The sequence below is a fragment of the Heliomicrobium gestii genome (assembly GCF_009877435.1).
Lineage (GTDB): Bacteria > Bacillota > Desulfitobacteriia > Heliobacteriales > Heliobacteriaceae > Heliomicrobium > Heliomicrobium gestii.
In genome coordinates this window covers 17,154-35,894 of record NZ_WXEX01000013.1, presented here as the reverse complement: position 1 = coordinate 35,894, position 18,741 = coordinate 17,154, and the positions used below count along the sequence as shown (strand labels likewise).

Genomic DNA, 18,741 nt, shown 5'->3' with positions numbered 1-18,741 from the left:
GTCATCCCCCCGGTCCCAGTTTGGCCCGTTTGAAGAGTTTGATTACATCTTGTTCGACCAGACGAAAAGGAATTCCTTTTATTTTTGACCGGGCGATCAAAATTATGTCACTGCCGTCGTCGACACGGAGGCCATGGCGGCGACAGATCTCCCGGAGCATGCGTTTCACCCGGTTGCGCACAATCGCCTTGCCCACCTTGCTGGACACAGAAAAACCAAAACGGCGGCGGGAAGGGGCCTCCGGGAGGCGAGGCTGAAACCGGTACAGCACCACATACTGGCCGCCATAGGATTTCCCTCGTTTATAGACCTTTTGAAAATCCTCATTGCGACGCAAGCGATAGCGCCGAGCCAGCATCCGCGATCCCCCCCGGAAAACAAAAGAAGGCCCCCGAAGCGGCCTTAAGCACTGAGTTGTTTTCTTCCTTTTGCACGACGACGCTTCAGGACGTTGCGTCCGTTCGGCGTGCTCATCCGGCTCAAGAAACCGTGAACGCGTTTATGCTTCCGATTTTTCGGCTGATAGGTGCGCTTCAATGTCTACACCTCCCTTATTTTTGCCCAGATTTGCTGAATCTATCCGCGAAGACAATAAGCCACGTATCCTGGCGGCTCGCAAGAACAAACATCTACATTATAGGGATCAGCGCAAGGAAAGTCAAGAAAAAGAACATGATCGGGACAGGCGTCATTTTTTCGGGTTATCCCCTTGTGGATAACTTCGACGCAGGTTACAATTGGGGATGAATATTATCCACAGGTGGATAACTCGGAAAGTCTAATTTTTATCCCAAGAGTGTTCCACAGACTGTGGATAATTTACGCGTCAAATCGCATTTCATCAACACCTTCGACGACGGCGAAGGATTTTTTTCGCCCTATCTCATCTTTTCCCCAAAAAAAAGCGTCCACAACAGCCGATCTTGTGGACAACCGCGGATGTTGTCCGCGTTTCTACATATATACGCATCTTTTCCACAGCAGTGAATATCGGAGCCAAAATGGGGGATAACCGTATCCCCGCTCGGGAAAACGTTCAAACTGGGGGTAGCCTGTGATGACTTCACAGTTTGCCGGTCTATGGCAACAATCATTGGAGATATTGAAACAAGAACTGAAACCGGCCAGTTTTGACACATGGTTGAAGAACACGCAGTTGGTGACAATGCAAAACGGAGAGGCCCATATCGGCGTGCCCAATGACCTGGCGCGCGACTGGCTGGAAAACCGCTACGCCACCTTGGTAAAAAACGCGCTCTCCGTCGTTCTCGGCGAGTCGGTGGAAGTCCGCTTTTTCACACCCGGCCCGGATAACCGCCGTTCCGAACCGGCGCGCCGAAGCGCGCCGGTGGAAGAAAGCAGCCCTCCGCTTTTGAATCCCAAATACACCTTTGACACCTTTGTGGTGGGCAACTCGAACCGCTTTGCCCATGCGGCCGCCCTGGCCGTCGCCGAAGCGCCGGCCAAAGCCTACAACCCCCTCTTCGTTTATGGGGGCGTCGGATTGGGGAAAACCCACCTGATGCAGGCGATCGGCCATTTTGTCATCGATCAACGGCCCCAATCCCGAGTTGTCTACGTCTCCTCCGAAAAATTCACCAATGAATTGATCAACGCCATCCGCGACGACAAGACCGTCGATTTTCGCAATCGCTACCGCAACATCGACGTACTCTTGATCGATGATATTCAATTCCTGGCGGGCAAAGAACGAACCCAGGAAGAGTTTTTCCACACCTTCAATGCGCTCCATGAGTCGAGCAAGCAGATCATCATCTCCTCCGACCGGCCGCCGAAAGAGATCCCCACCTTGGAAGACCGCCTGCGCAGCCGCTTTGAGTGGGGCTTGATCACGGACATCAACCCGCCCGACCTGGAAACGCGGATCGCCATCCTGCGCAAAAAGGCGATCTTGGAGAACCTGGATGTCCCCAACGAGGTCATGGTCTTTATCGCCAATATCATTCAGTCCAACATCCGCGAACTGGAAGGCGCCCTCAACCGGGTCATCGCCTTTGCCTCCCTGAGCGGCAAATCGCTGACCTCCGATGTGGCCGAAGAAGCGCTGAAGAGCATCATCCCCTCCCATCGGGCAAAGGTGATCAACATCGCCCTCATTCAAAATGTCGTGGCCGAGCATTTCAATATGCGTGTTGAAGATTTTAAGGCGAAAAAGCGCACCCGCGATGTGGCCTTCCCGCGGCAGATCGCCATGTACCTCTCCCGGGAGATGATCGACGTGTCGCTCCCGAAGATTGGCGAAGAGTTTGGCGGGCGCGATCATACCACCGTCATTCATGCCCATGAAAAAATTACAAAAGATATCGAAAAGGATCCCCAACTGGAAATGACCATTCAACTTTTAAAAGAAAAAATCCAGAGAGCTTAAAAGTTATCCCCGGAGTTACCCACTTATCCCCAGAGTTATCCACACCCTGAACAAAGGAAAATCGTGATGTTCCCCCACTTTTCCACATATCCCGCCCCCTTACTATGACTACGGTATATAAAAAGGGAAAAAAGGCGCCAAACCAAGGAGGTTTCCACAGCATGGAGTTTTCCTGTTCCCGGGCTGAGCTGTTGGAGGCGGTCAACGCTGTATCGCGCGCCGTATCTTCCAAAGCGACAACGCCGGTGTTGAGCGGCATCTACATGGAGGCCCACGATGAGACGCTGCGTCTTGTCGCTACCGATACGGAACTGGGCATTGAATACACCATCCCTGTTCGCACGATCCGGACCGGCAGCACTGTTGTCAACGCGCGCATCTTTAACGAGATGGCCCGCCGGTTGCCGGAAGGTCCGATCACCTTTTTTGTCAATGACGATAATCCGGCCCTGAAGGTCCGCTATCATGGCTCGGAATTGACCTTAAATACGATGAATCCACAGGAATTTCCGCTGTTGCCGGCGATCCTCGATGGCGATCGGTTGACGGTCAACCAAGGGCAGTTTAAAGAGATGACGCGACTCGTCGCTTTTGCCGCGTCAACCGACGAATCCCGCCCCTGGTTTACGGGGGTGCTCTGGGATATTCAACCGGAGGAAATCCGGTGGGTGGCCACAGATACACACCGTTTGGCCCTGCTGTCAGGTACGGCGGTGGAGATGAACGTCAACCAGCCCCGTCAGGTGATTCTCCACGGAAAAACCCTCTCCGATGTGGCCCGCTTGCTGCCCGATGAGGAAGGGCCGCTGCAGATCACCCTCACCCGCTCCCAGGCGCTCCTGGAAACGGATCGCCTGCGGGTCATCCTGCGGATCATTGAAGGCCAGTACCCGAAATATCAACAGGTCATCCCCAGGGAACACAAGACGCGCCTGACGATCCCTGTCAAATCCTTGGCGGAAGCCGTAGACCGGGCCTCCCTGGCCTCCATCGGCAAAGAAGGGTCGAACATCATCAAATTGTCGGCAGAGGGAAACCTGTTGACCATTCGGTCCAACTCGCCCGAGGTGGGGCATATCTATGAAGAGGTCTTTGTGGATATCAATGGCGATCCAATCCCCATTGCCTTCAACTTCCGGTATCTCCAGGATGTGCTGAAGGTCATCGATACGGAACAGGTGCGCCTTGACCTCTCGGGGACGCTGGCGCCGGGCTTGATAAAGCCGCTCGGCGACGAGCGCTACCTCTACCTGATCGTGCCTGTTCGGACGATTTAACAAGCGGACTAGATTGCTTTTTTTGGTGAAAAAGAAAAATTATACCTCTAAAGTTTGAGATGAATCAGGGCGTGGCGCATGGAAATCCAAGCGATCGAGTTGGCCCACTTTCGCAATTACCAGGGACTGCAGATCAACTTTACGCCTGGAGTGAACATCTTCGTCGGCGCCAACGGCCAGGGCAAGACCAACCTCCTCGAGTCGATCGCCCTCCTCAGCGGCGGCGGCTCCCATCGTGACGCCCGGGATGCCGAGATGGTTCAATGGCAGGAAGAGTATTACCGGATCAAGGCGACGGTGCGATCGGACGGGCAAAGCGTCGCCCTTGAACTCGCTTTTGGCGGCGAACGGCGAAAGCTGGCCAAGGTCAACGGCCGCAAGCTGCGTCGCATCGCCGAATTGTCGGAAACCCTGAATACGGTGGTGTTTTCCCCGGAAGATTTGTCCCTGGTCAAGGGATCGCCAGCCCAGCGGCGGCGCTTTCTCGACCGGGAACTGTCCCAGGCGTCGCCGGCCTATGGCGATGTCTTGTCCCGCTATGCCCGGGTGGTCACCCAGCGCAACAACCTGCTGCGGCGGTTCCGGGAGGGGGCGGTCACAGCGGCCGAGCTGGAACTGTGGGATGATCAACTGGCGCCGTTGGCGGTGGAACTGCTGGGCCGCCGGCTCGACGGGTTGGCCCGCATCGCCCCCTATGCCCGGCAGATTTACCGCGGTCTCAGTCGCGACAGGGAACAACTGGAACTTACCTACCGCTCTTCCTTTCCGTTGCCCGAGGATCGCCTTCGATGGCTGGAGGTCTATCGCGCTGCCCTGAAGGATCGGCGCGCCGAGGAGATCGCCCGGCAGTCCACATTGACGGGGCCGCACCGCGACGATCTGCAACTGTTTCTCAACGGACGGGATGCCCGGACCTACGGCTCTCAGGGCCAGCAGCGCTCCATCGCCTTGTCGTTGAAACTGGCGGAAATCGCCTATATCCACCAGATCAAGGGGGAGTACCCCCTGGTCTTGCTCGATGACGTGATGAGCGAACTCGATCCCGATCGCCGGCAGCAGCTGCTGGCCGAATTGGAAAGCAAACATATCCAGGTGTTTATTACCACCACCCATTTGCACGCCTTTTTGCCGGAGCAATTGGGCCGGGCCGGCATCTTCCGCATTCAAGCGGGACAGCTTTCGCGAAGGTCTGAATAGGAGGGCGCCCATGTTCCTGCATCTTGGCGGGGAGGTCATCGTCCCCAAAGAGGAGATCGTGGCCATCATCGATCTTAAGTCGTCCAGCCAGGCGGCCACGACGAAGGAGTTTTTGAGCACGGTCCACGATGAGGGCTTTGTCAAGCGCATCGCCGAAGAAGGAAAAGAAAAATCCTTTATCGTCACAACGAAATACATCTACCTGTCCCCCATCTCATCGACGAAGCTGATGAAACGGGGCAACAACATCAAAGCGATGCTCAAGGCCTGGGAAGAGAGCCAACGCTAACTGATTTGTGCGAAACGAAAGAATATGGTAAAATGTTCTTTTGGAAGCACCAGATCGGGGAGATAGCCCCCCGGAGATTGTGCATTCCCTGAATGGAGGTTTTTTCGGGTGGCCGAACAGGATACCTGGACTGTCAGCGGCGCGTCGAATTATGACGCCAGTCAGATACAAGTGCTTGAAGGTCTGGAGGCTGTTCGCCGTCGACCGGGCATGTACATCGGTTCCACCAGTGCCCGGGGCCTGCATCACCTGGTCTACGAGATTGTCGACAACTCCATCGACGAGGCCTTGGCCGGCTACTGTGACACCATCGATGTGGTCATCAACGAGGACAACAGCATCGAAGTGACCGACAACGGGCGGGGCATTCCCGTCGACATCCACCCCAAGATGGGCAAACCAGCTGTCGAGGTGGCCCTGACGGTGCTGCACGCCGGCGGCAAGTTCGGCGGCGAAGGCTACAAGGTCTCCGGCGGCCTGCACGGCGTCGGCCTGTCCGTCGTCAACGCCCTGTCGGAAAAGCTGCGGGTGACGGTGCGCCGCAACGGCAAGATCCACCAGCAGCATTATGAACGCGGCGTGGTCACATCAGAGCTAAATGTGATCGGCCAGGCGACGGATACGGGCACGACGATTTACTTCAAGCCTGACCCCCAGATCTTTGAAGAACTGGAGTACAGCTACGATACGCTCTCTCACCGCCTGCGGGAGCTCTCTTTCCTCAACCGCGGCGTCAAGATCACCCTGAACGATCGGCGATCCGGTCAGGAGAGCGTCTTTGCCCATAGCGGCGGCATCATGGACTTCGTCAAGTTCCTCAACCGCAACAAGGATGCTGTCCATGGAGAGGTCATCTACTTCCAGACGGAAAAAGACACCGTCTATGTGGAAGTGGCTTTACAATACAACGACGGCTACGCAGAAAACGTCTTTTCCTACGCCAATAACATCAACACCCAGGAGGGCGGCACCCATGAGGCCGGGTTTAAAACGGCCCTCACCCGGGTGATCAACGAATACGCCCGCCGGTTGAATCAACTCAAAGACAGCGAAAACAACCTGTCCGGCGAGGACATCCGCGAGGGGATCACCGCCGTCATCTCCGTCAAGGTCCGTGAACCCCAGTTTGAGGGCCAGACCAAGACCAAACTGGGCAACTCGGAGGTGCGGGGCATCGCCGACGCCTGTGTCAGCGAGGGAGTCGGCACCTACTTGGAAGAGCACCCCGCCGTGGCCAAGCGGATCATCGAGAAGGCGCTGGGCGCCATGCGCGCCCGTGAAGCGGCCCGCAAGGCCCGGGAACTGACCCGCCGCAAGACGGCCCTTGAGTCGACCTCCCTGCCGGGCAAGCTGGCCGACTGCTCCTTCAAGGATCCCGCTCTCTGCGAACTGTACATCGTCGAAGGTGACTCCGCCGGCGGCAGCGCCAAACAGGGCCGGGATCGGCGCTTTCAGGCCATCTTGCCCCTGCGCGGCAAGATCCTGAACGTAGAGAAGTCCCGTCTTGACAAGGTGCTCTCCAACGAGGAGATCCGGGCGCTCATCACGGCCATGGGCACCGGCATCGGCGAGGATTTCGATCTTGGCAAGGCGCGCTATCACCGCATCTGCCTGATGACCGACGCCGACGTGGACGGCAGCCACATCCGGACGCTGCTGCTCACCTTCTTCTACCGTCACATGAAACCGCTCATCGAAAACGGCTATATCTACATCGCTCAGCCGCCTCTTTACCAGGTGAAAAAGAGCCGCGATGTGCGTTACTTCTATCATGACAACGAACTGAACCGCCACCTGGAGAAGACCGGCCGCGACGGCATCACCATCCAGCGCTACAAAGGCCTCGGCGAGATGAACCCGGAACAACTCTGGGAAACGACGATGGATCCCGAGCACCGGACGATGCTGCAGGTTTCCATGGAAGATGCCGCCGAAGCGGAACAGATCTTCACGACCCTTATGGGTGATCGAGTGGAACCGCGGCGCGAGTTCATTCAGACCCATGCCAAGGATGTGCGGAACCTGGATGTGTAACAACTATCCAGGCGAAAAGGCGCCCAAATAGAAGCCCAAACAGGAGATAGGCACTTTGGATCGGTCGACGGCTAGTCGGCCGATTTTTATTTATTATTAATATTCAGAATTTTTTAAAAGAATTGCAGGATTTTATTATTTTTCTAGCGAAAAAAACCATACCCTTCCATGGGTTTGATTTCATTGCTGCCGGTGGAAGATGCCCGGCGAGGAATGCATGGCCAGCAAAGCAAGCGCACGTTCTGCACAAGGGGATGTGGTCAAGGAAATTGACAGTGGAAGGAGGGACCTTCTCAATTTGGCAAATCATCGGCAATCCCCCCCTGCCGGACCCTTGCAGGGGTTGCAGATCCTAGATCTGTCCCGCTTAGCGCCGGGGCCGTTCTGTTCTTTGCTGCTGGCGGATCTGGGGGCTGAGGTGGTCAAGATCGAGGCGCCGGAAACAGGTGATTACCTGCGAACGATGTTTCCGCCGATCCGGGAACAGAGCGATTTTTTTCTGAGCCTGAACCGGAATAAACGAAGCATGGTCGTCAACATCAAGACCGAAGCGGGTCGGGAGATCATCGAAAGAATGGCTGCCGGCAGCGATGTGTTGCTGGAGGGTTTTCGCCCCGGCGTCATGGAACGGTTGGGCCTGGGCTATCCGTCGCTGAGAGAAAAAAATGAGAGGCTCCTCTACTGCGCCATCTCCGGTTACGGTCAAGACGGTCCCTACCGGGATCGGGCCGGCCATGACCTCAACTACCTCGCGCTGGGTGGACTCTTGGATCTGATCGGACAAAAGGGGGGACCGCCGGTCATCCCCGCTGTGCCCTTGTCCGATCTGATCAGCGGCATGCTGGCGGCCATCGCCATTCTCGCCGCCCTGGAAAACCGCCATCAGACGGGGAAGGGCCAGTACATCGATATGGCCATGCTCGATGCGGTGGTGGCGATGATGGGCCACTATGTGACCCGTTTTGGAACGACGGGAGAACCGCCGCGCCGGGGGATGGAACCGATCGCCGGAACACTGCCCCGGTATAACACCTATGAGACGGCCGATGGCCGGCACATGGCTTTGGCTGCCCTGGAGGATCCCTTTTGGCAGCGCTTTTGTGCCGCCGTGGACCGGGAGGATCTGATCGATCTCGGCGATGGGGAAGTCGATCGCCGCCGAGGGATGGAGGCGCTCACAGCGTTGTTCCGGTCGAGGACGCAGGCGGAATGGACCGCCTTTTTTCAACACCGTGATGTCTGTTGCACCCCGGTGCAGGATGTGGAACAGGTGAGCGCTGACCTGCAGGCGCGCAGTCGAAAGATGATCCTCCAGTCGATCCATCCCACCGAAGGCCCGCTGATGGAGACCGGCATCCCCTTCCGGTTCTCCGAAACGCCTTGCCAATGCCGCCGTCACTCCCCGGCGCTCGGTGAGCACACCGCTGAGGTGCTGCGCGAACTGGGCTATCGGGAAGCGGAGATTGCCGAATTCCGGCGCAGCGGCGTGGTCCAACAATACGAAAAGGCTGAACCGAAGGAAAGGCAGTAACCGATAAGCCCAGGCGCCTGCTTCGCTCCGGTCCGTTCTTGCCTGTGAAAGAAAAGAAAGTAGGAGGTCTCCACCATGATTTTTCGTCTTTCTGAAGAACAAGAGATGCTGCGCCAGACGGTGCGCGATTTTGCCGAGGCCAAGATTGCGCCCAAAGCGGCTGAGATGGATGAACAGGAGACCTATGATCGCGCCCTGTGGGACGACATGGCCGAACTGGGGTTGACGGGGATTCCCTTTTCCGACAGCTATGGCGGGGCGGGGATGGACAACCTCAGTTATGTCATCGCCGTCGAAGAGTTGAGCCGCGTCTGCGCCTCTTCCGGCGTGTTGTTGTCGGCTCATACGTCGCTGGGCGCCTGGCCGATCCATGCCTTCGGCACAGAGGAGCAGAAACAAAAATACCTGACGCCCCTTGCCGAGGGCCGTTCCGTTGGCGCCTTCGGTCTCACCGAACCGGGCGCCGGTTCCGATGCCGGATCGCTCAAAACGACGGCCCAGCGTGATGGCGACGGCTATGTCTTGAACGGGAGCAAGATCTTCATCACCAACGCCGAATGGGCCGATTACTACGTGGTGATCGCAGCGACCGATCCGGCGAAAAAGCATCGGGGAACGACCGCCTTTATCGTGGAAAAGGGAACGCCCGGTTTCAGCTTCGGCAAAAAGGAACATAAGATGGGGATCCGCGCCTCCTGCACCTATGAGTTGGTTTTCGACAACTGCCCCATCCCCGAGGAAAACCGGCTCGGCGAAGAGGGCCAGGGCTTTAAGATCGCCATGATGACCCTTGATGGCGGACGCATCGGCATCGCCGCCCAGGCCCTGGGGATCGCGCAGGGCGCCTTTGAACAGGCTGTGGCCTACAGCAAGACGCGGGAACAATTCGGCAAGCCGATCAGCGCCAATCAGGGGCTCCAGTGGATGTTGGCCGACATGGCGACGGCCATTGAAGCCGCTCGCTTGCTCGTTTACCAGGCGGCGTACTTGAAGGACGCCGGTCTGCCCTACAGCAAACAGTCGGCCATGGCAAAGCTCTACGCCTCCGAGACGGCCATGTCGGTCACCACCAAAGCGGTGCAAATCCATGGCGGATACGGCTATACCCGGGAATACCCTGTCGAGCGGATGATGCGCGACGCCAAAATCACCGAAATCTACGAAGGAACCAGCGAGATCCAACGCACCGTCATCGCCGCGTCGGTACTGAAGTAAAGGCAGAGAGCGGGGAGAAGTGAGATGACAGAACCGTACCGGCCACGCCATGCCGTGCGCATTGTCACGGCGACCAGTCTCTTTGACGGCCATGACGCGTCGATCAATATCATGCGACGGTTGATGCAGGCCGGCGGGGTGGAGGTCATCCACCTGGGCCACAACCGGTCGGTGGAGGAGATCATTGACGCGGCCACCCAAGAGGATGTCCAGGCCATCGCTGTCACCTCCTACCAGGGCGGACACATCGAGTTTTTCAAATACATCATCGACATGCTTCGTGAGCGGGATCTGAGCCATATCCGCGTCTTTGGCGGCGGCGGCGGGGTGATCGTTCCCCGGGAGATCCGGGAGTTGGAGTCCTATGGCGTCGGCAAGATCTTCTCCCCCGAAGACGGGCGGCGCATGGGGCTGCAGGGGATGATCGATTTTCTCGTCAGCCAGGCCGATTTTGCGCCGCCGGCGGCGGAGCCCCAGGGGATGGAGGGGCTGTCACCGGAACGGCGCGCCTGGCCCCAGGTGGCCCGCTGGATCTCGCTGGCCGAAAACAATGTGCTCGCCCCTGACTCCGCTGTGGCTGCCCTCTTTGACCGGTTGCGCCTTCATCGAGCGAAGACGCCGGTCATCGGCGTGACGGGAACGGGCGGCGCCGGCAAAAGCTCGCTCATCGATGAGATGGTCCGCTGCTTTTTGGCGGCCTATCCCGACAAGCGGCTCGCCTTGCTGTCTGTCGATCCCTCCAAGTGGAAGACCGGCGGCGCGCTGCTGGGCGATCGCATCCGCATGAACGCCATCCACCATCCCCGCGTCTTCATGCGCTCGCTCGCCACCCGCCATTCGCGCAGCGAACTCAGCCGCGCCATTGATGACGCCATCGCTGTCGTCAAGGCCGCCGGCTATGACCTCGTCATCGTGGAAACCTCCGGCATCGGTCAGGGCGATCACCAGATCATCGATGTGAGCGATGTCTCCGTCTATGTGATGACGAGCGAGTTCGGCGCCGCCACCCAGTTGGAGAAGATCGACATGATCGACTTCGCTGACGCCGTCGTCATCAACAAGTATGACCGGCGCGGCGCCGAAGACGCCTTGCGGGCCGTGCGCAAGCAGTGGCGGCGCAGCCGCAACGACTTTGACAGGCCCGATGATCAGACGCCGGTCTTCGGTACGGTGGCCAGCCAGTTTGACGACCCGGGTGTCGAGCGGTTTTTTCATCGCCTGATGGCGATGGTGAGCGAAAAAACCGGTGGCCTCTGGCCTTTGCCGGCTGAGCCGGCAGCGGCGCCAGTGGGTGTGTCGCTTTCGCCGGACGGGCTGTCCTCGCTCGCTCCCCTCCATTCTGCGGAATTTCCCGAGGCCCGCCCCTCCGGCGGCGTCATCCCGGCTGAGCGGGTCAACTACCTGGCCGAGATCGTTCATGCCGCCCGCGATTACCGCGCCTTCGTGGAAGCGCAGGTCGAGGTGGCCCGGCGCCTCTATCAACTTCAGGGCGCGCGGCGATTGCTGGCCGAAGGGGAGGAGGGGGCGGCGAATCGGAACGGTTCCGCCGCTCTTGCCGAACTGGACGAACAGATCCGGTCGTGGCAGGAACGGCTCCATCCCGATTGCCGCCGGATCCTGGACAACTGGGACGGTCTCTGTACCTCCTATCGCCAGGCCCAGTGGGTCACAACCGCGCGCGATCGGGAGATCGTCACCGCCTTGTTCACGACAACCCTGTCAGGGACGCCCATCCCCAAGGTGGCCCTACCCCGTTATGCCGACTGGGGCGAGATCCTGCGCTGGGCCCTCAACGAAAATGTTCCCGGCCAGTTCCCTTTTACGGCAGGCGTGTTTCCCTTCAAGCGGGAAGGGGAGGATCCCCGGCGCCAGTTTGCCGGCGAAGGCACGCCGGAGCGGACAAACCGGCGCTTCCACTACCTCTGCAAAGACGATCCGGCCATCCGCCTGAGCACCGCCTTTGACAGCGTCACCCTCTATGGCGAGGATCCGGCCGACCGCCCGGACATCTACGGCAAAATCGGCAACAGCGGCGTCAACGTCTGCACATGGGAGGACGTGAAGCGGCTCTATGCCGGTTTTGACCTCTGCGCGCCCAATACATCCGTGTCGATGACGATCAACGGCCCGGCGCCGATCCTGCTGGCCATGTTTTTACAGACAGCCATCGATCAGCAGGTCGATCGATTTACCGAGCGGGAGGGACGCCGGCCCAATCCCGACGAATGGGCTCGCCTGCGTGCGGAGACGCTGCAGCGGGTGCGCGGCACCGTCCAGGCCGATATCCTCAAGGAGGACCAGGGGCAGAACACCTGCATCTTCTCCACCGATTTCGCCCTCAAGATGATGGGCGACATCCAGGAATACTTTATCCAGGAGCGGGTGCGCAACTACTACTCGGTCAGCATCTCCGGTTATCACATCGCCGAAGCGGGCGCCAACCCGATCACCCAACTGGCCTTCACCCTGGCCAACGGCTTCACCTACGTGGAATACTACCTGAGCCGGGGGATGAAGATCGATGATTTCGCCCCCAACCTCTCCTTCTTCTTCAGCAACGGCCTCGATCCGGAGTACTCTGTCCTTGGCCGGGTGGCCCGGCGCATCTGGGCCGTCGTCATGAAGCAGAAGTACCATGCCAATGAGCGAAGCCAGAAGCTGAAGTATCACATCCAGACGTCGGGGCGGTCCCTCCATGCCCAGGAGATGGACTTCAACGACATCCGCACCACCCTGCAGGCATTGTCGGCCATCTATGACAACTGCAACTCCCTGCACACCAACGCCTATGACGAGGCGGTCACCACGCCGACAGAGGCGTCGGTGCGCCGCGCCATGGCCATCCAACTGATCATCGGCAAGGAGTTCGGCCTGGCCAAAAACGAGAATCCCTTGCAGGGCGCCTTTATCATCGAGGAACTGACCGATCTGGTCGAGGAAGCGGTGCTCGCTGAGTTTCTCCGCCTCAATGAGCGCGGCGGCGTCCTCGGCGCCATGGAGACACAGTACCAGCGCAACAAGATCCAGGAGGAATCGCTGCTCTATGAGACGCGCAAGCATACGGGGGAACTGCCGATCATCGGCGTCAACACCTTCCTCAACCCAGAGGGTTCCGACGTGGAAGAAAATATCGAACTGAGCCGGGCCACGGAAGAGGAGAAGCGCCAACAGATCGATCGCCTGCGCGAATTCCAGCACCGCCATCGTGAAGAGGCGGCTCTCGCCTTGGCGCGGCTGAAAGATGTGGTGCGCAACGGCGGCAATATCTTTGCCGAAATGATGGAGACGGTCCCTGTGGCGAGCCTGGGGCAGATCACCGCCGCCCTCTATGAGGTGGGCGGCCGGTACCGGCGGAATATGTGACCTTTCCCTGTCCTCCCCTGTCCACTCGTCTGCGGTGAGCACAATCGGTCTGAAGAAAAAAAACAGGAAAAAGACCTCTGGGCGAGCCACCTCATGACAAGGTGGCTGCGCAGAGGTCTTTTCGTTTATCCCTTTGAGAACGGACCTGTGCTTTGCCTTTTGGCGCTTGGGGATGATGCGGTTAGGAATTCCGGTGCTCCTTCCACTCGCGGTTGCGCAACTCGACACGGCGGATCTTGCCGGAGACGGTTTTGGGCAGGGAAGGGATGAATTCGATCAGGCGCGGGTATTTGTAGGGGGCTGTCACCTCTTTGACATGCTCCTTCAATTCGTTCGCCAATTGGTCAGAAGGCATGAAGCCGGGACGGAGCACGACAAAGGCCTTGACCACCTCGCCGCGGACCTCGTCCGGGCTGGACACGACGGCCGATTCGGCAACTGCCTCATGCTCGAGCAGAGCGCTCTCCACCTCAAAGGGGCCGATGCGATAGCCCGCCGAGAGGATCACATCATCGGCGCGACCGACGAACCAGAGGTAGCCCTCTTCATCGCGGTAGGCCCGATCGCCCGTGAGGTACCAATCGCCGCGAAAGACGGCGGCCGTCTTTTCCGGGTCGCGCCAATACTCCTTGAACAGCCCCACCGGCCGGTGAGGCCGGACGCGGACGGCGATGTCGCCCTCTTTGTGGGGAGGCAGGATGTTGCCCATGTCATCGATCACCTGAATGTCAAAGCCGGGCGACGGTTTGCCCATGGAGCCGATGCGCGGTTCCAGGCAGGGGAAACTGCCGACAAGGAGAACCGATTCGGTTTGCCCATAGCCGTCGCGGATCGTGAGGCCCGTCGCTTCCTTCCAGGTGTCGATCACCTCCGGGTTGAGCGGCTCTCCGGCGCCGACACAGTGGCGCAGGTGGGCAAAGCGATAGGCCTTCAGATCTTCCAGCACGAGCATGCGGTAGATGGTCGGCGCGCCGCAGAAGGTGGTGATGGGATACTGGTCGAGCAGTTGCAGCGTCTTTTTTGGATCGAAGCGGTCGCTGTGATGGATGAAGACGGCGGCGCCGCAGATCCAGGGGCCAAAAAAGCTGCTCCAGGCCGCCTTTGCCCAGCCCGTGTCGCTGAGATTCCAATGCAGGTCTTCCGGGCGCAGGTCGAGCCAGTAGCGCCCGGTGACGGTATGGCCGATGGGGTAGCTGGCATGGGTGTGCACCGTCATCTTCGGATAGCCCGTCGTGCCAGAGGTGAAGTAGAGGATGGCATTGTCATCCGCGGCCGTGTCGGCTGCGGGAAAGCGATCATGGGCCTCTGAGAGAGCCCGGTGGCCGTCGATCCAGCCTTCCCGCTCACCGCCGATGAGAATACGGCTGGTCATTGTCGGGCATTCGCTATAAATCTCGTCAACCCGCGGGGCGACGGCGTTGGTGGTGATGATGCAGCGCCCATCGGCCGCTTGCAGGCGAAACCGGATGTCCTTGGCCGTCAATTGCATCGTGCCTGGGCTGATCACAGCGCCCATGCGCAGGCAGGCGATGTGGATGATCCACCACTCGACGAGGCGCGGGAGGATGACGACGACTACATCGCCTTTGCCGACCCCCTGGGCCTCGAGAACGTTGCAGAACCGTTGGGCGGCGTCGCTCAGTTCCCGGAAGGTCTTCTTGTCTTCATTCCCGTGATCATCGACCCACCACAAGGCCAGCCGATCCGGATCAGCGGCCCATCGATCGAGGACATCGCGGGCGAAGTTGTACGACGGCGGGACCTCCCATGTAAACTCGGCGCAGGTCTGCTTATAATCGGACATGTTGAACGAACCAGGCAATGGCGCTTCCTCCTTCTGTGCCTTATTGGCTGCCCGGGCATCGATGGGCCCTGAAATTTCAATAAAAGGATTCATTTTGTTTTTGGGCAGGAGTAGTTCTTCGCCATTCAAGACAGGCTTCCTGCTTGATTTATCAGAATAATTAAATTATTCTTAGGGCCATCGAGGCGAGGCGTCTGCGGGGAAGGGGCATGATCCCTAGAGGGAACGTCCATAAATTACACAAATATACAACTTATTAATATAACTATTTGTAATTTTCTTAATTAAGTGATTTTTGAAAAAAATCTAGCAGGATTTTGGCATTTTTTTGCGTAGCTATATCTTACACCGCAACGCACCCATGGGGTGGTTGCAAATAAATGGGGGTGGCTTTGTTGCGTGAAGTGGTCGTTGTCAGCGCGGTCCGGACGCCGTTCGGCAAATTCGGAGGCGCCTTGTCGTCGCTGAAATCGGTGGAGGTGGGCGCCGCCGCTATCGAAGGCTCGCTCCGGCAATGCGGGTTGGAGCCGGAGTCTGTTGAGTATGTCACGATGGGGCAGGTGCTCCAGGGCGGAGCCGGTCAGATCCCCTCCCGGCAGGCGGCGCGCCTGGCGGGCATCCCTTGGGAGACGCCTTCTTTGACGGTGAACAAGGTGTGCGCCAGCGGCATGATCTCCGTTGCCCTGACGGCCCGGATGATCGCCGCCGGCGAGATCGACACAGCCGTCGCCGGCGGGATGGAGAGCATGAGCCAGGCGCCCTACTATCTGCCATCGGCCCGCTGGGGGCAGCGCATGTTCAATTTCGAGGCTGTGGACCTGATGGTTCATGACGGCCTCTGGTGCCCCTTTTATGACCGTCACATGGCCCTGCACGGTTCTGAACTGGCCGGCCAATACGGCGTCAGCCGGGAAGATCAGGACGAATGGGCCTTGCGGAGCCAGCAACGGGCGGCGGATGCGATCGCCGGCGGCCGGATCGCCGAGGAGATCGTTCCGGTGACGGTGCCGCAGAAAAAGGGCGCGCCGGTCGTCGTCGATCGGGATGAGCAGCCTCGCCCCACCACACGGGAAGGGCTGGCCAAACTCCCGCCCATCTTCGATCCGAACGGGTCGGTCACGGCCGGCAACGCGCCCAGCGTCAATGACGGCGCCGGCGCGCTGGTGCTGATGAGCCGGGAAAAGGCCGAAGCGCTGGGACTTCGTCCCTTGGCCACCTTGCTCGGTCATACCGAAGTGGCACTGGAGGCGAGGGACTTGGCCAGCGCGCCCGGTCACGCCATCAACCGGCTGTTGGCCAAAACCGGAAAAAAACTCACTGACATGGATCTCTTTGAGGTGAACGAGGCCTTTGCCGCGGTCGTCCTCATCAGTCAAAAAATTGCCGCCTACGACCTGGACAAGGTCAATGTCAACGGCGGCGCCGTCGCCTTCGGCCATCCCATCGGCGCCAGCGGCGCGCGCATCGTCGCGACGCTGATCCACGGATTGCGGCGGCGGGGCGGCGGCACAGGCATTGCCGCCATCTGCAGCGGCGCCGCTCAAGGGGACGCGCTCATGCTGCGCGTCGACTGATTTCACAAAAGAGAAAGGACGAGAAGCATGGAGATTCGCGCCATCATGGTCATTGGCGCCGGACAGATGGGCAGCGGCATCGCCCAGGTAGCCGCCCAATCCGGTATTCCCACCATCTTGCATGACGTCAACATGGATGTGGTCCAACGAGGACTGCAAGGGATCCGCAAGAGCCTGGGCAAGTTTGTGGAAAAAGGGAAGTTGTCGCCCGAAGAGATGGAGGCGACACTGGCGCGGCTGACCCCTTCGGACGATCTGGCCGCCGTCGCCGAGTGCGACATCGCCATTGAAGCCGTCGTGGAGAACATGGACGTGAAAGCGAAGATCTTCCGCGAACTCGATCGCCACGCCCCTGCCGGCGCCATCCTCGCCTCCAACACGTCATCACTGCCGATCACGGAGATCGCTGCTGTGACGAAGCGGCCGGAACAGGTGATCGGCATGCACTTCATGAACCCGGTGCCCTTGATGAAACTGGTCGAGATCATCCGCGGCCTGGCCACTTCGGATGAGACCTACGAAACGGTGGAAGCCCTCAGCCGGCGACTGGGCAAGACACCGGCCGATTGCCGCGACGTGCCTGGCTTCATCTCCAACCGGGTGTTGCAGGTGATGATCAACGAGGCCATCTGGTGCCTCTATGAAGGGGTCGCTTCAGCGGAAAGCATCGACACGATCATGAAGCTCGGCATGAATCACCCCATGGGCCCCCTCACCCTGGCCGACCTGATCGGCCTTGACACGGTGCTGGCCATTTTGGAGGTCCTCCAGGATGGCTACGGCGATCCCAAGTATCGGCCCTGCCCGCTCCTTCGCCAGTACGTGAAGGCCGGTTGGCTGGGACGCAAATCGGGCCGCGGCTTTTACCGGTACGCTTGATGGACTTCGCGCTGAACGAGGAGCAGGAACTCTTTTTGGAGATGGTCCGCAAGCTGGCCCGCAACGAGGTGGCTGCCCTCGCCGAGCGGGTCGACCGGGAGCATCGCTTTCCCCGGGAAACGATCCAAAAGATGGGCGAACTGGGGCTGCTCGGTCTCACCATCCCGGAAGCATACGGCGGCTCCGGCGGCGAGTACCTGTCCTATGTGCTGATGATCGAGGAACTGGCCAAGGTCTGCGCCTCGACGGCGGTGATCGTGGCCGTTCACACGGGTCTCGCCTGCGCCAGCATCGCCCGGTTCGGGTCTGATGTCCAGCGGGAGAAATACCTGACCCGCCTGGTCACCGGCGAGATGATCGGCGCCTATGCCTTGACCGAGCCCAACGCCGGTTCGGACGCCGCCAGTCTCGCCTTGATGGCCGCTGATGAGGGCGACCATTGGCGGCTCAACGGCAGCAAGGTCTTTATCACCAACGCCAGCGAGGCGGGACTCTTCGTCACCTTTGTGCGCACCGAGCCGGCCAGCCGGGGCGCGAAGGGGATCACCTGCCTGATCGTCGAGCGGGACACGCCCGGTCTGACAATCTCAAAGCCGGTGGAAAAGATGGGCCTGCACGGCTCGGTCACCTGCGAACTTCACTTTGAGAACGCCCTCGTGCCGAAGGCGAACGTTCTCGGCGACAGCGGCCAGGGGTTTACGGTGGCCATGCAACTGCTTGACGGCGGCCGCATCGCCATCGCCGCCCAGGGTCTCGGCATCGCTGCTGGCGCCTTCGACTACGCCCTCCGGTACATCAAACAGCGCGAACAGTTCGGCCGGCCGATCGCGGCCAACCAGGGCATCCAGTGGCTGGCGGCCGATCGGGCCACCGAGATCGACGCGGCCCGGCTGCTCGTCTACCGGGCAGCGTGGCTGAAGACGACCGGCCGCCCCCATGGCAAGGAGGCGGCCATGGCGAAAAAATATGCCACCGATACGGCCATGCGGGTCACCTCCGATTGTGTGCAACTGCTGGGCGGATACGGCTACACGCGGGAGTACCCGGTGGAACGGTACATGCGCGACGCCAAGGTGACCCAGATCTACGAGGGGACCAACCAGGTCCAGCAGATGGTCATCGCGCGGCATCTCCTTCGATGAGCGATGGCTCAGTTAAAAAGCGATCCGGGCTTCCCAACAGGGAACCG

General features: G+C 59.5%; 14 protein-coding genes. 11 read left to right on the top strand and 3 right to left on the bottom strand.

Going from position 1 to position 18,741, the window contains the following annotated elements:
- Window position 1: 1 nt before the first annotated feature.
- Together rnpA and rpmH are read right to left on the bottom strand one after the other, a co-directional pair.
- The gene (gene rnpA, locus GTO89_RS13915; RefSeq protein WP_161262705.1) at window positions 2–358 is read right to left on the bottom strand and encodes a ribonuclease P protein component; all 357 of its coding nucleotides are present in this window, start codon (window positions 356–358) and stop codon (window positions 2–4) included.
- 44 nt (window positions 359–402) lie between these two features.
- The gene (rpmH, locus tag GTO89_RS13910) at window positions 403–537 is read right to left on the bottom strand and encodes a 50S ribosomal protein L34 (protein ID WP_161262704.1); all 135 of its coding nucleotides are present in this window, start codon (window positions 535–537) and stop codon (window positions 403–405) included.
- Between the two features lie 520 nt (window positions 538–1,057).
- Here rpmH and dnaA point away from each other — a divergent pair.
- The 8 genes from dnaA to icmF all read left to right on the top strand — a co-directional run bounded on the left by dnaA (window position 1,058) and on the right by icmF (window position 13,295).
- Complete coding sequence (dnaA, locus tag GTO89_RS13905; protein WP_161262703.1) at window positions 1,058–2,389, top strand: chromosomal replication initiator protein DnaA; 1,332 nt, start codon at window positions 1,058–1,060, stop codon at window positions 2,387–2,389.
- Window positions 2,390–2,550: 161 nt separating this feature from the next.
- A complete protein-coding gene (dnaN, locus tag GTO89_RS13900) occupies window positions 2,551–3,666 on the top strand; it encodes a DNA polymerase III subunit beta (RefSeq protein ID WP_161262702.1) in 1,116 nt (371 codons plus the stop codon).
- 78 nt (window positions 3,667–3,744) lie between these two features.
- Window positions 3,745–4,863, top strand: coding sequence for a DNA replication/repair protein RecF (recF, locus tag GTO89_RS13895; RefSeq protein WP_161262701.1), 1,119 nt, complete (start codon window positions 3,745–3,747; stop codon window positions 4,861–4,863).
- Between the two features lie 10 nt (window positions 4,864–4,873).
- Window positions 4,874–5,152 carry an extracellular matrix regulator RemB gene (gene remB, locus GTO89_RS13890; RefSeq protein WP_161262700.1) on the top strand — a complete coding sequence of 93 codons (279 nt, stop codon included), beginning with the start codon at window positions 4,874–4,876 and terminating at the stop codon, window positions 5,150–5,152.
- A gap of 108 nt (window positions 5,153–5,260) precedes the next feature.
- Entirely contained in the window at window positions 5,261–7,186 is a 1,926-nt protein-coding gene (gene gyrB / locus GTO89_RS13885) for a DNA topoisomerase (ATP-hydrolyzing) subunit B (RefSeq protein WP_161262699.1), read from the top strand.
- Between the two features lie 298 nt (window positions 7,187–7,484).
- Window positions 7,485–8,717: a CaiB/BaiF CoA transferase family protein gene (locus GTO89_RS13880; protein WP_161262698.1), complete on the top strand. Its 1,233-nt coding sequence runs from the start codon at window positions 7,485–7,487 to the stop codon at window positions 8,715–8,717.
- Window positions 8,718–8,792: 75 nt separating this feature from the next.
- Window positions 8,793–9,932 carry an acyl-CoA dehydrogenase gene (locus tag GTO89_RS13875; protein WP_161262697.1) on the top strand — a complete coding sequence of 380 codons (1,140 nt, stop codon included), beginning with the start codon at window positions 8,793–8,795 and terminating at the stop codon, window positions 9,930–9,932.
- 24 nt (window positions 9,933–9,956) lie between these two features.
- Entirely contained in the window at window positions 9,957–13,295 is a 3,339-nt protein-coding gene (gene icmF, locus GTO89_RS13870) for a fused isobutyryl-CoA mutase/GTPase IcmF (protein WP_161262696.1), read from the top strand.
- Between the two features lie 181 nt (window positions 13,296–13,476).
- Here icmF and GTO89_RS13865 read toward each other — a convergent pair whose 3' ends face one another.
- Window positions 13,477–15,099: an AMP-binding protein gene (locus GTO89_RS13865; RefSeq protein WP_170294540.1), complete on the bottom strand. Its 1,623-nt coding sequence runs from the start codon at window positions 15,097–15,099 to the stop codon at window positions 13,477–13,479.
- Between the two features lie 395 nt (window positions 15,100–15,494).
- Here GTO89_RS13865 and GTO89_RS13860 point away from each other — a divergent pair, with 395 nt between their 5' ends.
- Genes GTO89_RS13860 through GTO89_RS13850 form a run of 3 tightly spaced genes read left to right on the top strand, consistent with a single transcriptional unit; the run spans window position 15,495 to window position 18,694 of the window.
- Window positions 15,495–16,673 (top strand): acetyl-CoA C-acetyltransferase, encoded by a 1,179-nt coding sequence (locus GTO89_RS13860; RefSeq protein ID WP_161262694.1) that lies wholly within the window; start codon window positions 15,495–15,497, stop codon window positions 16,671–16,673.
- 27 nt (window positions 16,674–16,700) lie between these two features.
- Complete coding sequence (locus GTO89_RS13855) at window positions 16,701–17,552, top strand: 3-hydroxyacyl-CoA dehydrogenase family protein (protein WP_161262693.1); 852 nt, start codon at window positions 16,701–16,703, stop codon at window positions 17,550–17,552.
- Complete coding sequence (locus GTO89_RS13850; RefSeq protein WP_161262791.1) at window positions 17,552–18,694, top strand: acyl-CoA dehydrogenase; 1,143 nt, start codon at window positions 17,552–17,554, stop codon at window positions 18,692–18,694. The genes GTO89_RS13855 and GTO89_RS13850 overlap by 1 nt, the downstream gene beginning before the upstream one ends.
- Window positions 18,695–18,741 lie beyond the last annotated feature (47 nt).

What these genes read in the sequence shown, in the direction of transcription:
- rnpA (WP_161262705.1), bottom strand. Translation starts at nt 358, where the DNA reads ATGCTGGCTCGGCGCTATCGCTTGCGTCGCAATGAGGATTTTCAAAAG.
- dnaA (WP_161262703.1), top strand. Translation starts at nt 1,058, where the DNA reads ATGACTTCACAGTTTGCCGGTCTATGGCAACAATCATTGGAGATATTG.
- dnaN (WP_161262702.1), top strand. Translation starts at nt 2,551, where the DNA reads ATGGAGTTTTCCTGTTCCCGGGCTGAGCTGTTGGAGGCGGTCAACGCT.
- recF (WP_161262701.1), top strand. Translation starts at nt 3,745, where the DNA reads ATGGAAATCCAAGCGATCGAGTTGGCCCACTTTCGCAATTACCAGGGA.
- remB (WP_161262700.1), top strand. Translation starts at nt 4,874, where the DNA reads ATGTTCCTGCATCTTGGCGGGGAGGTCATCGTCCCCAAAGAGGAGATC.
- GTO89_RS13875 (WP_161262697.1), top strand. Translation starts at nt 8,793, where the DNA reads ATGATTTTTCGTCTTTCTGAAGAACAAGAGATGCTGCGCCAGACGGTG.
- icmF (WP_161262696.1), top strand. Translation starts at nt 9,957, where the DNA reads ATGACAGAACCGTACCGGCCACGCCATGCCGTGCGCATTGTCACGGCG.
- GTO89_RS13865 (WP_170294540.1), bottom strand. Translation starts at nt 15,099, where the DNA reads ATGTCCGATTATAAGCAGACCTGCGCCGAGTTTACATGGGAGGTCCCG.
- GTO89_RS13855 (WP_161262693.1), top strand. Translation starts at nt 16,701, where the DNA reads ATGGAGATTCGCGCCATCATGGTCATTGGCGCCGGACAGATGGGCAGC.
- GTO89_RS13850 (WP_161262791.1), top strand. Translation starts at nt 17,552, where the DNA reads ATGGACTTCGCGCTGAACGAGGAGCAGGAACTCTTTTTGGAGATGGTC.